Source organism: Agrobacterium sp. NPDC090283 (assembly GCF_044769685.1).
Lineage (GTDB): Bacteria > Pseudomonadota > Alphaproteobacteria > Rhizobiales > Rhizobiaceae > Agrobacterium.
This window is the reverse complement of record NZ_JBIVYG010000006.1, coordinates 1-14,550: the sequence shown is the minus strand read 5'-3', so window position 1 is coordinate 14,550 and position 14,550 is coordinate 1. Positions and strand designations below refer to the sequence as shown.

The 14,550-nt window shown below is 55.1% G+C and carries 13 protein-coding genes and 1 pseudogene; 10 read left to right on the top strand and 4 right to left on the bottom strand.

Going from position 1 to position 14,550, the window contains the following annotated elements:
- The 4 genes from ACIQUH_RS10860 (at position 1) to ACIQUH_RS10845 (ending at position 3,440) form a co-directional block, all read left to right on the top strand.
- The gene (locus ACIQUH_RS10860; protein WP_400814706.1) at positions 1-618 is read left to right on the top strand and encodes a response regulator transcription factor; all 618 of its coding nucleotides are present in this window, start codon (positions 1-3) and stop codon (positions 616-618) included.
- 29 nt (positions 619-647) lie between these two features.
- Entirely contained in the window at positions 648-836 is a 189-nt protein-coding gene (locus tag ACIQUH_RS10855) for a hypothetical protein (RefSeq protein ID WP_400814704.1), read from the top strand.
- A gap of 31 nt (positions 837-867) precedes the next feature.
- Positions 868-1,833 (top strand): magnesium and cobalt transport protein CorA, encoded by a 966-nt coding sequence (locus ACIQUH_RS10850; RefSeq protein WP_400814702.1) that lies wholly within the window; start codon positions 868-870, stop codon positions 1,831-1,833.
- 641 nt (positions 1,834-2,474) lie between these two features.
- The gene (locus tag ACIQUH_RS10845; RefSeq protein WP_400814700.1) at positions 2,475-3,440 is read left to right on the top strand and encodes a dihydrodipicolinate synthase family protein; all 966 of its coding nucleotides are present in this window, start codon (positions 2,475-2,477) and stop codon (positions 3,438-3,440) included.
- A gap of 86 nt (positions 3,441-3,526) precedes the next feature.
- Here the strand turns inward: ACIQUH_RS10845 and ACIQUH_RS10840 are convergent, their stop codons facing one another.
- Positions 3,527-3,673 carry a hypothetical protein gene (locus ACIQUH_RS10840; RefSeq protein ID WP_400814698.1) on the bottom strand — a complete coding sequence of 49 codons (147 nt, stop codon included), beginning with the start codon at positions 3,671-3,673 and terminating at the stop codon, positions 3,527-3,529.
- 516 nt (positions 3,674-4,189) lie between these two features.
- Between ACIQUH_RS10840 and ACIQUH_RS10835 the strand changes: the two genes are divergently transcribed.
- Positions 4,190-4,561 (top strand): hypothetical protein, encoded by a 372-nt coding sequence (locus ACIQUH_RS10835; protein WP_400814697.1) that lies wholly within the window; start codon positions 4,190-4,192, stop codon positions 4,559-4,561.
- Positions 4,562-5,038: 477 nt separating this feature from the next.
- Here ACIQUH_RS10835 and ACIQUH_RS10830 read toward each other — a convergent pair whose 3' ends face one another.
- Positions 5,039-5,350, bottom strand: a complete 312-nt coding sequence (locus ACIQUH_RS10830) for a hypothetical protein (RefSeq protein WP_400814695.1) — start codon at positions 5,348-5,350, stop codon at positions 5,039-5,041.
- A gap of 309 nt (positions 5,351-5,659) precedes the next feature.
- Between ACIQUH_RS10830 and ACIQUH_RS10825 the strand changes: the two genes are divergently transcribed.
- A complete protein-coding gene (locus ACIQUH_RS10825; RefSeq protein ID WP_400814693.1) occupies positions 5,660-7,573 on the top strand; it encodes a potassium transporter Kup in 1,914 nt (637 codons plus the stop codon).
- A gap of 123 nt (positions 7,574-7,696) precedes the next feature.
- A pseudogene (locus ACIQUH_RS10820) lies at positions 7,697-7,894 on the top strand (hypothetical protein); the annotation flags it as partial.
- Positions 7,895-8,011: 117 nt separating this feature from the next.
- Here ACIQUH_RS10820 and ACIQUH_RS10815 read toward each other — a convergent pair.
- Both ACIQUH_RS10815 and ACIQUH_RS10810 read right to left on the bottom strand, forming a co-directional pair.
- Positions 8,012-8,305, bottom strand: a complete 294-nt coding sequence (locus ACIQUH_RS10815) for a type II toxin-antitoxin system RelE/ParE family toxin (protein WP_400814691.1) — start codon at positions 8,303-8,305, stop codon at positions 8,012-8,014.
- Positions 8,302-8,610, bottom strand: coding sequence for a type II toxin-antitoxin system RelB/DinJ family antitoxin (locus tag ACIQUH_RS10810; RefSeq protein WP_400814689.1), 309 nt, complete (start codon positions 8,608-8,610; stop codon positions 8,302-8,304). The genes ACIQUH_RS10815 and ACIQUH_RS10810 overlap by 4 nt, the downstream gene beginning before the upstream one ends.
- A 756-nt stretch (positions 8,611-9,366) precedes the next feature.
- Between ACIQUH_RS10810 and ACIQUH_RS10805 the strand changes: the two genes are divergently transcribed.
- From ACIQUH_RS10805 to ACIQUH_RS10795, 3 genes are all read left to right on the top strand, one after another.
- Entirely contained in the window at positions 9,367-10,356 is a 990-nt protein-coding gene (locus tag ACIQUH_RS10805) for a hypothetical protein (protein WP_400814686.1), read from the top strand.
- Positions 10,353-12,770: a hypothetical protein gene (locus ACIQUH_RS10800; protein ID WP_400814684.1), complete on the top strand. Its 2,418-nt coding sequence runs from the start codon at positions 10,353-10,355 to the stop codon at positions 12,768-12,770. The genes ACIQUH_RS10805 and ACIQUH_RS10800 overlap by 4 nt, the downstream gene beginning before the upstream one ends.
- Before the next feature lie 69 nt (positions 12,771-12,839).
- The gene (locus tag ACIQUH_RS10795) at positions 12,840-14,396 is read left to right on the top strand and encodes an ISL3 family transposase (RefSeq protein WP_400814682.1); all 1,557 of its coding nucleotides are present in this window, start codon (positions 12,840-12,842) and stop codon (positions 14,394-14,396) included.
- Positions 14,397-14,550: the final 154 nt, after the last annotated feature.

The window sequence follows — 14,550 nt, the reverse complement described above, 5'->3', positions numbered from 1 at the left end:
GTGCAGGAACACCGCTCCACCGTTTATGTCGTCGATGACGATCCGTCCGTCCGCGATGGGCTGGACAGCCTTTTCCGCTCGGTCGGATATGAGGTCCGCTGCTTTGCGTCTCCCCCGGAATTCCTGCTTCAGGCGCGGTCAGCCGGTCCTGCCTGCCTGGTTCTCGACGTCAGGATGCCGGATGCCAGCGGACTTGATCTTCAGGCCGAGCTGGCACGGACCGGTAATTCCATTCCGATCGTGTTCCTCACCGGCCACGGCGACGTGCCGATGTCCGTCAGGGCGATGAAGGCCGGCGCGGTTGAGTTTCTCCTGAAACCTTTCCGAGAGCAGGATCTCCTCGACGCCATCCGCGAGGCTCTCGAGAAGGATCGGGTCCGGCTCCGGCAGGATGCCTCCACCGCCGATCTCCTGGAGCGCTTCGCGACGCTGTCGACGCGGGAACGGGAGGTGATGGCGCTCGTCGCTCGCGGGCGCCTTAACAAGCAGGTCGCCGCTGAACTAGGCTTGAGCGAGATCACCGTGAAGGTCCATCGTGGCCAGGTCATGCGCAAGATGCAAGCGGGGACCGTTGCTGATCTAGTCAGAATGGCGGACAGCCTTAGACTCCCCGGATGATTTCTCGTGATCGAAAAGAGGTCCGTCTGATGACGCTTCCTGATGGTGACGCTTCCTATCGCTGGACCTGGCATCCGAATCGATTCGGATCTCTGCGATCAAAAGCCGAGTTCTTCATGTCGCAGCCGCAGTCCACCAGTCTTGACAGCAATCAAAAACGTAAAACACCTGTGCAGGTCATACTGCTGGAACGACTGATCAGCTGCTACTTGCCTTGATTTTCTTCAAACTAGCTTCAGAAAGATCTCCATGACAGTCGTCGCATCCTACATCTACCGCGCCGGAAAACGCGCGGAAGAACTTCCTCTCGCCGATGGCCTCATCACGCCTGTCGATGGCGAATTCGCGTGGATCGGCATCACCGATCCCACCGCGGACGAAATGGCCAGAATCAAATCCATGTTCGGCCTTCATCCCTTGGCGGTCGAGGATGCGCTGAACGGCAAACAGGTTCCAAAAGTGGAGATCTATGGGGATCAGCTGTTTGTCGTCGCCAAAACTGCACATCTTGAAGGCGACAAGATTGCTTATGGCGAAACCTGCATTTTTGTTGGCCGTCACCACGTTGTTTCCGTTCGCCATGGATCCGCGGTGTCTCATATCGAGCTTAGAAAGCAGCTTGAGCAGTCGCCGCGCTTGCTGGCTAACGGCCCTGACTACGTGCTGCACGGCATACTTGACTTCGTCGTTGATGGCTATCTGCCGGTGGTCGCAACCTTGGAAGATACGGTGCTTGAGATGGAAAAGCACATGCTAATCTCGTTCATGGAACGCGAACAAATCAGGCGACTGTTCAGGATGCGGCGCCAGGTGATCCGTTTTCAGCGTATTGTTGGTCCGATGGCCGAAGTTGTCGGCAAGTTGACCAATCTGGAGCTTCCCTGCATCGATGACAACGCAAAAGCCTACTTCCGAGATGTTCTCGATCACGTCAGACGTATCGAATCCATGATTTCAGGGCTCCGTGAAGTCATAACCTCCGTATTCGAAGCTTCAAATCTGCTTGAACAGCAACGACAAGGCACAATCACACGGCAACTCGCAGCATGGGCAGCAATCCTGGCGGTCCCAACTGCTATCGCAGGCATATACGGTATGAACTTCGAACATATGCCGGAACTGCAAACTGAATACGGCTACTATGTCGTCATCGGGGCAATCCTCATGCTGTGTTCCATCCTCTACTATCGATTCAGGAAGAGCGGCTGGCTATAACGCGTGCTTGAGGCCAAAAGCTCTTGCTCGAATGGAGGCGGCCGAGTGATTGCTCCCCCCTTCGGCCCAAGCGGACATCCGGGATAGTGTCCGAACGTAAGCTTTCGGTGACAGCGCATAAGCAGGTTACGCCCCTCTTAGCTGATATTGCTCATTTATGATTTCCTTATTTTGATGGTTTGAACACCAATTGAAATCCTATGCAGACCGGACTTAGATCGTGATCGGTTCAATCGAAGCGATCTTTATGACCCACGATAACGTTACCTTGAATAGTCTTTATGAGCGCGTTCTTTGCGGAACGAAAGTCCGGGAAGATCATGTGTGGTCATATGTGAAACAAGCTGCAGATCACTTGTGCTCTCCAGACGATGCTCTAGCGAGACGGTTTCGGACTCTGCTGGAAGCGAACGCCATTCTTGACGCTCTGCTCGTTGTTGCTGCGTCGCAAAACCCTCCCGCAAACTTTCGCGCTTTCCATCGAACCAAGTCAGGCTGGAGATGCGCGGCAGTGAGACCAAACTCTATCCGTGCCTTCACCGCCGTCCATCAGTATCTGGAAGGTGCTGTGCTGCTGACGCTTCTTAAGCTTTCAGGCATACGCGCTACTTCCCGCACCAGCAGTAACAGGCAGGTTTCCAGTGATACACAAGACCGATAAGCTTCATGGCGTGATGACAGCAATCGTTACCCCTTTTCGCAATGGGGAGATCGATTATCGCGCTTTTGACCATCTTGTCACGTGGCAGATCGAGCAAGGTGTCAGCGGCATTGTGCTCAATTCGCTGATCGGCGAAGGACCAACACTGTCCGCGCTTGAAAGACGTAGTTTGATCAGCCGCACGGTGCACATCTCTCGTGGACGCGTGGCAATTATCGTGGCAACCGGCACCTGCTCTACCGAAACGACGCTCAGACAGACTGCGGAGGCGCGCGAACTCGGTGCTGACTTTGCTCTGATCGTGCAGCCCTACTACAACCGCCCGACGCAGAAGGGCATCATCCATCATTTCGAGCAGATCGCCCGATCCGTCGACCTGCCGATCATCCTTGATAACGACCCGCAACATGCCGGCGTTGCAATAACACCTGAGACGTTTCGGACACTGTTGGAGACGCCGAACATCGTAGGCGTTTTGGGGAACTCAAATATTCCAGCGCGGGAATATTCCGATGATGTGGGTGCAGAAACAGGAGTTCGGTTATCGCGAAACGAGCGTTTGGAACCATGCTTGGGCCAGCGGTTCCACGGTTCTATATCGGCGTTGGCAAACATAGTGCCCGACCTCGTCGTAGCCTTGGACCGGGCGATTGCCTCAGAGGATTTTAGTGGCGTTGAGCACGTGTACCCAAAGATAAAAGCCCTGCTAGCCGCGCTCAATGACGAAAGCGATCCAGCTGCTCTGAAATATGCTCTCTCATGTGTGCGGGGCATTTGTCATGAGGTCCGACTTCCCGGAACGCCAGTTTCCCCGGAAACAGCAAAAACCATCCGGCGTGCATTGAAGAAAACAAGGACCTGCACGCGGTGCCCGCAGCGCAACGCATTGATCCTGGAAGCGCAGGCGGCACGAAACACGTCTCCCAGTTCCCCTCCTCCGCAATGATCTCGTTTCACCACACCATTCACAACCGTTTTCATAATTCTTGAGAGGTCAAACATGAGCCAGCCACTTGGACTCTACTATCGCCTTCAGGCAGAGCTACGAAGGAAAATCGCATCCGATAGCGCTTCATCCAGGGTCACACCGCCCAGAACAAGACCTGCAACGGACACAATAATGTTCATCCGCCTGATAGCGGTTATGGCTGGATTGCTGATCGCGGTGTCATTGATCATGCAGTCAGCCCAGTGAAGGGCCAGTCACGTAAATAGCTGAAATCTTTAACTTGAGGATTCCTTCATGGATCGTCTCCCGCGAATAGTAAATCGAGGTTTCCGGAACCGCTTTCGGTTCGCCATAGGTCGAAGTAGGACCGGTCGCTGGATCGTAGTCGACAGCCTTGGCCTGGCAGGTGGCCTGTTCGTTGATCGAAGTGCAGCGCTACGCTTTGCAAAAACGGAAAGCGCAGGCCACACCGATGAAATGCGACTTTTCGTTGAAGTAGGCCAACTGGAACTTGGTGATTTATTTGCCGCCGGAAAAACGGTCCGGGATCGGTCCCAATGAGACTCCGTTCGGCAAACAAAATTAGGGTCCACGCCATGTTTCGAAAGTTGCACACCTTGCCAGGTCAAAGAACGCCAGCACGTAACTTGTTAGAGTTGCTGTTGCTCAACATAATAACGGTTGTCGCAATCATCTTGATTTCTGCGCCAACGATTTACCTCGCTGTAAGGTAAGGAAGCTTGGTCATGAAGACATGTCTTTTTGGCTACTGCCTTGAAAACAGCGAGATCGAATGGCCTCTGCTTACAAGTTGCAGACAATACCGTACCTGGTTGTCCACGCGGTTCTGCACGGCGGAGGAACGACCAGCACGATCGGCTAGGTTGAGGGATATCGAGGATTTCGAGAGCTTTTATGGGCAGGCAATCGACCTGGCCCGAAGCATGGGATCCAAGGGCGATTTCCTTGTCGAGCCACATGTTGGTTTTCTTCCATCCGCACCTTCGCTATCTGCGTATATCGTCTGGAAGGACGATGATCATGGAAGTACGTTCATAGTCTCCTCGGTAGAGATGACCTGGTTGAACGGCGTAGCGCTGAGCCAAATGGCCGCATGAAGCTATACGACGAGGCGCCCCCTCGCGAATAAAGAGCAGGGCCTCCAACCTCTGCTTACAACGAGACGGCATGATATATTCTTTTTGCACAAACCGGACGCTATCTCACAAAAAACTGAGGAAGCTAAAGCCGAAGAAGCAGTTTGCAATCCGCCCGCGCCGTCCCCTTGCAACCCGAGTTAGGATAGTTTCTAGTCGATAAAATTCTACTTTAAGAAGATATAACGCTGGTTTCCGAGCGGAATGAGTCGGTTTTGGAGTGAACACCTCGGACTGGACCACTGATCCTCGTCTTGTTCCGTCCGACGGGCGTGCGAAATGATCGATCTGCCGACAAGTGTCAACGGCGGAGTAAAAACCGGCCAAACGGCGGACTTTCGAGTGAGCAAACCGCACACAGATTGCGAGGGAGCCACGCGTGTGGTCAAGCGCAACCGGCCAAAGTCCATAGATGCTTGCCAAGGGCTCGTGCTCGGCTTAACCCTCAGCTTCGCGTGCGCTCTGCGCGCCCATCAGACCGCGCAATGCGCCACATGTCGGGTCGGTTGCGTCAAGCAGTTGTTCCGGAGGCGTCCATCCAACTGAGATGCCGACAGCCGTGGCGATGGCCCAGCCGGGCTCGTTTCCGGCCTTCTCGATGAGGCGCGGCACTTGCATCGTCAGGCACTGCTGAGATTGTTGCAAAGCCTCGATGGGAAGATTTGCACGCTCGAGCGTCTTCTGCATCTCGGCCTGAAGCGGGTCTACAACAAACAGGGTGAAAATCCACGCAGCGACGTCTGCAATCATGGTTGGTCCTTCTGGTACGGCAAAAATGTCGGTTTAAGGTCCGACATCGTAAAAGCACCGCGACTTTCACCAGAGGGGCCCGGACCAGCGGGTAGACCCATCATTTGGGCGGTCACCGACTGGCATTCAAGGTCAAGGACGCGCATTTCCAAAACGCCCTCAACGTCTCAGCCGTCCTAGACCGCAATGCCCAGGATTGACGAAAAAATTTCACGCGATTTTGTTTTACTCTTTGTCTTCGCTTCCCTGGGATATTGACGTACTGCAGCGCAGTCGTGATATCTCTGCGACAAATCGACTGGAGACATGATGACATCTTCGAGCTCAACTGTTTCCGACAGCCGGTCTGAAACCAAAAAGCTTCTTGTTCTTCTCCTTGGTTCGATAGGGGTCGTCTACGGAGACATCGGCACCAGCCCCTTATACGCCTTCCGGGAATCGTTGCGCCCTTTTACGGCAAATGGCGTCCAGCACGAGCATGTTGTCGGCCTGATCTCGCTGATGATCTGGACGCTGACGATTATCGTGACGTTCAAGTACGTACTTTTCCTACTCCGAGCAGACAATGATGGTGAAGGCGGTACACTCTCACTGCTCGCACTCCTCATGAAGAAGACCGGCAGCTATATGCCCGTCCTGTTTTTTGCAGGCCTTATAGGCTCGGCACTTTTCATCGGCGATGCGATGATCACTCCTGCACTTTCGGTGATGTCGGCTCTGGAAGGTATGAAACTGGTCACGCCTGCTTTTTCCGACTACGTGTTGCCGCTCTCGGCGGCGATCATGGTCGGGCTCTTCGCTGTTCAGTCCAAGGGCACTGGGGCCGTAGCCGTCTTCTTTGGCCCCATCACAGTCGTCTGGTTTCTTGCTATGGCCTGGGGTGGCCTGATCCATATCGGTGATGACTGGACAATTCTGGAAGCGCTCAATCCGATAAACGCCTTGTGGTTTATAACCCATGCAGGTTGGGCTGGCCTCATCGTGCTCGGAGCGGTCTTCCTGACTGTGACTGGGGCTGAAGCGCTTTACGCTGACCTGGGGCACTTCGGTCGAAAGCCAATCAGCGCCGCATGGTTTATCCTGGTGTTCCCAGCGCTCGCGCTCAACTACCTCGGCCAAGGCGCTCTTGTCCTAAGCAACCCGGCAGCGATCGAGAATCCCTTTTACCTGCTCTATCCGGAGTGGGCGTTACTTCCGATGGTCATCCTGGCGACAATGGCAACCGTGATTGCCAGTCAGGCTGTTATCACCGGAGCCTTTTCACTGGCGCGTCAGGCTGTGCATCTCGGTTTCTTGCCGAAGTTGATGATCCGTTTTACATCGGAGACCAATACCGGACAGATTTATGTGCCTGCCGTGAACATGGTTTTGTTCATTGGTGTCCTTGTGCTGATTTTCTCGTTCGGGGATTCGGAATCTCTTGCCACCGCATACGGGATCTCCGTCACAGGCGCGATGGTTGTTACGACCTTGATGGCATTCCAATTCCTTCGGTCGGTTAGAGGTAAATCGGCACTCACAGCCGCTCTCTTGTTGACGCCGCTGTTTTCGATTGAAGCCGTCTTCCTCGCAGCAAACTTGCTCAAAGTTCATGATGGAGGCTGGGTACCCCTGGCTCTCGCGGGTGTGATCATCCTTGTGATGTGGACATGGACAAAAGGATCCCACTATCTAAGGGACAAGATATCGCGAAATGACATATCTCTTGACACGTTCATCGCGTCAATCGAACGCTCCATCACGGGCGGCTCTCGGAGCGCTCCGGTGGTGGTTCCTGGAACAGCAGTCTTTCTAACCAGCGTGCCTGACAAAGCCCCAGGTGTTCTGCTTCACAATCTCAAGCACAATCACGTGCTTCATGAGCAAAATGTCATTCTGACGATCTGGACGCACGACAAACCCTATGTTGCGGACATCGATCGCGTGGAGATAACCCGGATATCGAAACACTTCATGCGCCTTGAGATTAATTTCGGTTTTATGGATGAGCCGAACGTCATCAAGGCCCTGCCACTTTGCAAGAAAAAGGGGTTCAAGTTCGAGATCATGCAAACCTCGTTTTATCTTGGCCGCCGCAACCTCATTGCTACGCCGAACATGGGACTGCCACGTTGGCAGGAAGATCTCTACATTGCTTTGGCGGGTTTCGGAATTGACCCATCGGCGTACTTCAAGCTTCCACCCAACCGCGTTATCGAGATCGGCGAACAGGTCGCAATTTAGTAAATGCCGATATTTCCCCTCAATGGGCGAAGGCTAAAAATATCGGTGTCTAGTGTTGGTTTTCAGCCGGCCGCATTGCCATGTGCGATTAAAATATCAAGGTGTTTGTGTTTCGGCGTGGTATTGGCACCGCATGGACCGCATAACCTGCGGGACATTCTTGCGACCCATATTCTGAAGCAGACCGGATCCTACGAGCAGGCGAGCTATGCCATTCAAGATACGCCCGATGTCGTGCAACAGCACTACGGGCGCTTCCTACCGCAAGACAGGGCGGCCTTAGCTGCCAAAATCCTCAATCAAGTTTGGGAAGCTGCGTAAGGTCGAATGAGATATTCGGCTCGGATAGTGATGACAGTCTGCGTCCGAGCCGACATCGTCGTTCCGCCTTGAACCATTTCGAACCACGGTCCCCGCTGATTCAGGATCGAGGTCGAGTTAGCTAGCTGGTAGAGTGTCTGGCCATTCCTGCGCGCCGTGGAGGATACGAAGAATTCGAACCGATATTTCCGTTACCGCATATGCTGCGACGTACGGTGTGCCGCCGATTACCAGTTCGCGTGTGCCAGCAATCCTGCCAACACGACCGCTTACGGGAAAGTCACTGAGGCGACGGACGGCAGCGATGATCCGTTCATCGATCATAACGGCGGCTGAAGGATTATCTGCTTCGATATATGTGAATATGGCATCGCGATCCGATAAGGCGAACGCAGACCAGGTAATCTTCACGCTTTACCTGCATCTGTTTTGAGGCGTGCCATCGCTCGACGCCCAGCAAAATGCGCCTCGACCTCATCATCCGAGACGTCCGGTCGAGTATCGTTCAGAGCTTCAAGTACCTTGGTTCGGAACCAGGCATCATAGGCCTCGCTGCCTGAAAGGAGTTCGAGGGGCAAAGCACCCTCATTAGCCGTACGGGTGAGCAAGATACGGACGGCATCTGATACCGTGAGGCCCATGTTTTCGAGCACAGCGGAAGCACGATCCCGAACTTCGGCATCAATGCGAGTTTGGACGAGTGCGTTTGCAGGCATAGCTATCTCCGGTTTCCATGAAATGGTAATGCAAATGAATGACAGAGGCAATAGCGTTTCGGCCGTGGCCGCTCACTCGCGTCTCCTTTACGCCTTGATGGGATATGAACCGGCCACCGTATAATTAGGAACGCTATCCATCTGAAAAAACTCCATCGCAAACATGGGTTTCTCGGATTGAATTTCCGACATGGGACCGGTAACGAACAACGATTTTCGGGCGCGACTTGGGACAAAGTCGCCAGTGTGCAGTTCCTTCGGCGAGGCAGATGTTTCTCAAACCCCGTGAAGGTCTGGGTTGCGCAAGGGATGCCGCAGATCGCGCCAGTGGTTTACCTTAGTTAGGGATGTCTCGCTCTCAGGAACTTATCCATTGCGAGATCGTCACCTTGACTTTCGCCGTCAAGACAAACCCCAGCGGCGAGATAAAATACGAATGCGCAAGCAGATTTTGGAACTCTCCAGTGTGCCTCTACTTGCACATCATTTTTTGCCTGTCAAAATCAAGCGTTTAAGCATATTTTCTCGTGAACCGAGCTTATGGGGTATCAACTGTCTGGATCGAAGTCTTTCTTTCTTGTTTCGAATGTGCTCTATAAACTTTAAAGGGAATATAAACAGTTTTTAGAGGCTTCTGGCTGTGGGGGAGCCGGCATGCATCGAGCACGTATTGCAGTCCGGCTTACCGCCCGCGGACTAGTCGAGACATATCGAAATCTTCAGCTCTCGCGAGATGTACTATCACAGGGGCCGGAAATGGCCCCTTCCCTCCGCCGCGGCATGGCGCTCGTTTCTGCGGTTGCGATGCGCGATGGCTATCCAACTGACATCGCTTCCCAGGCTAACGCATTCACCGTATTGGCCGGGTCGCCTGTCAAGTCGTGGGGGCCGGGCTCGTTTGCGGATTGCGACGAGCGGGAGGCGATCTTAGTGGATCTAGGCTACGGCGTACCGACGCCCGATTGCTTTGAGTTGGCCGGGCTTGCGACAGAAGCAGACGTAGCCGAGGACATCTTCCACGATCGATTGCGATCAGGTCTTTCGAGCCTAGCCCCCGAGGACGGAGCCGCTCTCTATCGGCAAATTCGCGAGAGCATTGTCCGAAACCCCGTGCGCGCACGCGTTGACCTCTTGCGCTTCGCGCAGGAGTTTCCCGAGATGGCTACCGATCTTCCGGGCTTCTATCGCCCGTTGCCCGCATCGGCGCTGGACGGCCATATGCTCAGGCTATGCGCGTATTGCCGGTCACCGCTGTTCCCCTCCAAGCAGTGTCGAACCTATCCTATAGGCAGATGCGCTCTACGGGAATGCCGGATGGCAAACCCGGAACCGGCCGCGGGTAGCACCCATGAAGTGCATGTCGCAGCGGAATGGCGTCTCGCCGACGCTGCTATAATGACCTACTGGGTCGGCCCAGGTTTACCCGAGATAAAGCTGTATGACGACCTTTGCGCGAAGCGACGCGACGTTGAACTGTATCCAATGTCTGACATGGCAGACATTGGTATCGGAGGGCTCGCGGTTGGAATCGATCTGAAGTCTTATTCGAGCGCGGCCGTTCTCGGACAGAAGATCGCGCGTGATATTGGAGGGCTGCGGGCATTCCAGCGTCGGATCGTTGCGATACCGGACTTTTGGATATCCATCGACAGAGACTACATACGAACCGCATCCAGGGTGTCTGGGCTTCCGGAATCGATCGAGTTTCTATCGGTGAGTTCCGTACTGAGGGAATTTACTACATGAAGGAGAAACCGGAAGGATTCTCCAATGTGATCGCGGTGCAGTGGCTTTGCGCAGCAGTTGATCAGTTTCTTGGTCTCACCGACCTAGCGGACGTGCCTTCCCTGTTAACCGGATTTGCTTCGATCGATGACCATCCGGGAATTTCGCGCTTCGCGAAGGCGGCCCATTCTTTGCGCCAGCTCGGTGTCCACTACACATCGGAAAGTGACCTGCGGCAGGCGGTCTACGATTTCCTGACGTGGGAGGAGAACAAGCGCGAAAGCGACGACCATTATGTGGACCAGCCGTTTTTGATCGATCCACGGTCGCGCCGCATTACATTTTCGCGTGCAGCCGGAGATGATCCGCGGATCGCACGATGGGCCGCGGCATTGTCAACTGATCTTCCAATCGGGAAGCACGGTCAGAAGGTTGCCAACCCCGAAAGACCGATTGCCGCGTTTGGGCAAGACGTGAACGGCCGGAAGATCAATCTGGATCTTTCAGAGGTCCCGGCGGGGATATTCCGACGACCGCGGCACTCGTCCGAGAGCGTCGAGCGCCTTCCGGTGATCATACAGCTCCGAGAACTCCAGGAGATCGCGGAGCGCTTCGACGCGATCGATGCGGCAGATGCCAATCGTGCTTCCAAGGGATGGGCCCGGCGGTTTGTGGACGCCATGGGCTCCCGCAAGGTCGAAGTCCTGGCACCCACTACTGACCGAACTCGACTTGGCCCTGTCAGCGAAATTCGCCTGGACGGTCTTAAACATCTGATTGGGCTGCCGGGAACGGGTAAGACGACCCTCGTCACGCTCATGGTAGCATGGCTTCATGAGCGGGGATTGAAGACCGTCGTGCTTCTTCCTTCGATCGAAGTCTGCTTCAATCTGATGTCCGAACTCTCTGCATATGGCGTGCAGATCGGGCTGCTCATGGGGCAAGCGCCCGAAACGCGTTTGCGACATGCCCGTAAACTCGCCGAAAGGATAGGTGCTGTCGATGACGCGCGCGGCTTCGGTAGATCGGTGGATTTCGCCGATTTGCTCTCGGTCAACTGCGCATTGGCCGGGTTCGATGATGCACATGACGAGGAGCAGCCGTTCCCCCATTTGACTCCTCCCTGCACGACTGTCCTGCAGCGGCAGCTCAAGGTAGGCGGCGAGGAGAAAGCCGCCGAAAGTACTTGCCTTTGCCCAGCCGCCGGCTGGTCTGGCCGTATGAAGGCGGCTAGACAGTTGGCCGAACGCCATGTCTGGCTCGGGCACGTCATGTCCCTCGATACCAAAATACCGGCTCACTTCGTTGAGGAACACATCAGACACGTAGAAGCGGTTGCGCGAACAGCCGATGTTGTCATAGCCGACGAGGTCGATGGTATACAAGCCGTACTGGACAGACAGGCAGTTTCAGAGATCAGTATCACGGGAGCGAAGTCATCCTATGAAAGTCGTCTGTTAGACGACCTTCTGAAGCCTTTCGCCCTTGGCGAGAACGATAGAACAGGGAGCAATATCAGCGACTACGCCAACAAAGCCACGCGGTTCATCGACCTCAACAGATCACTCATCCGCCAACTGCAGAACGACAGGGCCGCGAATGGCTCACGTTTTCTCGCTGAATACGACGATGCGTTTGTCACGGGCAATAGGGTTATGGCCGATCTGTTCGGGAACGCGAGCAGGCTCACGATGAGCGATGCCCAGCGGGCTGTGGAGGACGAACGTCTCGGCGCTCTGATGGCATTCTGGGATGCATGCGTGCGACAGGCTCTCTTCCGTTCCGGCGATGCTCCAACGGACGAACGCGACTTCGACGTTCGCCGCACATCCATCGCTCTTTCTAGGACGGATGAAGTTGTCCAAAATACATTCAGCCAATGCGTAGAACATCTTCTCGACTGGATTTCGTATTCTTCGAGCCTTCAGAAAAGCGAAGCTGTGGAACGCCTCCGGGAAGTGATGTTCGGCTTTGCCCCACCTAATGCGGATCTCAACATTCCCAGATCGCATGCGTTATTCTCCTTCCTCGTCAACGTTTCGTCCGTCGTCATGCAGTTTCTTTCGCTGCTCCCCGCTCAGCACGTGATGATGGCGGAAGGTGTGCACCGTTCACCGATTTTCCGCGACGGTTTGAGCGCTGATTTTTCCAGGATGGTTCCGGACGCCGTAATCGGAACACTTGCTGGCGTCAGGTTCATGTTCCAGGTTAGGAACAGGCGCAACAGCCTGATCCTTCACTATGTGACGTTCGCAAGTGCTCCAAGGCTTCTCCTCTACCGGCTGCACGAGATACTGAAACACGAGGGCATCCGGCGCGGTCCCAATGTCTTGCTCACCAGTGCGACATCCTATCTTGCCGACAGTCCCGCTTTTCATGTTCCCGTCGGGCCTGACTACGTGCTGAGACGGGTTCAATCTGTTGATTTTCGCTGAGAACTGGCTCTGACTCAAATTTGCTGCTGTCGTGAATGAGGTTTCTGCTGATTCACCGGAGGATCAGCAATGGGCCATCGATTGCCGCATGCGAGTCTCGCGCCGTTCGGCTTTGCAGTGGAAGCAGTGAAGATCGTTGGGGAATGTGTTCAAGTTCGGCTTCGATCGCGCAATCCATCAGCAGCTTGTCCAGCCTGCGGGCGAGCAAGCCGGCGAATTCAAAGCCGATATGAGCGGCGACCCACTGACTTACCTCTCGGTGGCCGGCGGGTAGAGCTGACGGTCGTGACGCGTCGGTTCTGGTGCGATGCCGTACTGTGCGGCCGGCGTATCTTCTGCGAACAATTCGGTGACAACGTGCTGGCTCGCTATGGTCGACGCACCCAGAGGCTGGAGACGATTGTTCACCATCTCGGCCTGGCGCTCGGCGGTAGACCGGCCGCAGAATTTGCCAATCGCCTGATGGTGCCGGTGAGCAACGACACGTTATTGCGGGTGGTTCGCCGCCGTATTGGTCATCGGAACGAAGACCTCAAGGTTATAGGCATCGACGACTTTGCCTTCAGGCGAGGGCAAACCTACGGCACGATTGTTTGTGACCTTGAACGGCGCAGACCCGTTACCCTTATGCCGGATCGTGCGCTGGATACATCTCGAACATGGCTTGCAGAGCATCCGTCGATATCGATTGTCGCCCGTGATCGCGGCGGTGGCTATGGTGAGGCCATCGCAAAGGCTTTGCCCGATGCTGCGCAGGTCGCCGATCGGTGGCACCTGATGGAGAATTCCAGTCGGGCCTTCCTCGACGCTGTCGGCAAATCGATGCGGCAGATCAGGCAGGCGGTCGGCAGCAATGTCGTTGATCCCAAGCTTCTGACATACGCTGAGAAGCTGCAGTATGAGGGATACCTACGCCGCCAGGAAACGAACGAGGCGGTCCGGGAGCTGTCGAAGAAGGGAACATCCATTCGACAGATCGTGCGGCAAACCGGCCATAGCCGGAAGCTTGTTCGCGACGTTTTAAGGGGCCAGCGTCTCGACGTATTCCGAACGCGACCCAGCTCTCTGGATAGCTGGCTGCCCTGGCTCAACAGCCGTTGGGAGGAAGGGGCACGGAATGCTTCGGCACTCTGGCGTGAGATGAAGACGAAGGGTTTTTCGGGGCAGAGTGGCGTCGTCTCGCAATGGGCACAACGCCGACGTCTTGCGGAAAAGGCCAATCAGAGCGGGCTGGCCAGAACGCCGTCCGCACGGGTTATCGCGCGGCTCATGACAACCGCGCGTGATGACCTTGCAAAATCCGAAGCGATCCTCGTAGCGGCAATCGAAGTAAACGTCCCGGAGCTTGTAGTCGCCCGTACGGCCATCGGCGACTTCCAGTCCATGATCCGCTCGAAGACAGCACGAAAGCTCGACGAGTGGTTGGACGCCGCTATGAACAGCCTGGTTGGATCGTTCGCTGGCGGCGTCCAAAAGGACCTGGACGCAGTACGGAATGCAATCATCTCACCGTGGTCAAATGGGCAAACGGAAGGACAGATCACCCGCTTGAAGCTCATCAAGCGCCAGATGTACGGAAGAGCGAAGCTCGATTTGCTGCAAGCAAGACTGATTGGCGCATCGTAGAAGCGGAACGTCAGCAAATGTGCGTCAGAGCCAATTCTCGATGGAAATATCCTGTGCTACCGGGTCATGTATGGATGCCCCCGTTCATGCAAGCAGTTCTTCGAACGATTTTGGACGTGTGATCGGGCGCGGTCATGTATCAGGCCTGTTGTGC

Excerpts from the sequence above, each read along its gene's own strand:
- ACIQUH_RS10810 (WP_400814689.1), bottom strand. The coding sequence starts at position 8,610 with ATGCCTGCAAACGCACTCGTCCAAACTCGCATTGATGCCGAAGTTCGG.
- ACIQUH_RS10850 (WP_400814702.1), top strand. The coding sequence starts at position 868 with ATGACAGTCGTCGCATCCTACATCTACCGCGCCGGAAAACGCGCGGAA.
- ACIQUH_RS10805 (WP_400814686.1), top strand. The coding sequence starts at position 9,367 with ATGGCCCCTTCCCTCCGCCGCGGCATGGCGCTCGTTTCTGCGGTTGCG.
- ACIQUH_RS10840 (WP_400814698.1), bottom strand. The coding sequence starts at position 3,673 with ATGATCAATGACACCGCGATCAGCAATCCAGCCATAACCGCTATCAGG.
- ACIQUH_RS10825 (WP_400814693.1), top strand. The coding sequence starts at position 5,660 with ATGACATCTTCGAGCTCAACTGTTTCCGACAGCCGGTCTGAAACCAAA.
- ACIQUH_RS10855 (WP_400814704.1), top strand. The coding sequence starts at position 648 with ATGACGCTTCCTGATGGTGACGCTTCCTATCGCTGGACCTGGCATCCG.
- ACIQUH_RS10795 (WP_400814682.1), top strand. The coding sequence starts at position 12,840 with ATGGGCCATCGATTGCCGCATGCGAGTCTCGCGCCGTTCGGCTTTGCA.
- ACIQUH_RS10835 (WP_400814697.1), top strand. The coding sequence starts at position 4,190 with ATGAAGACATGTCTTTTTGGCTACTGCCTTGAAAACAGCGAGATCGAA.
- ACIQUH_RS10800 (WP_400814684.1), top strand. The coding sequence starts at position 10,353 with ATGAAGGAGAAACCGGAAGGATTCTCCAATGTGATCGCGGTGCAGTGG.
- ACIQUH_RS10830 (WP_400814695.1), bottom strand. The coding sequence starts at position 5,350 with ATGATTGCAGACGTCGCTGCGTGGATTTTCACCCTGTTTGTTGTAGAC.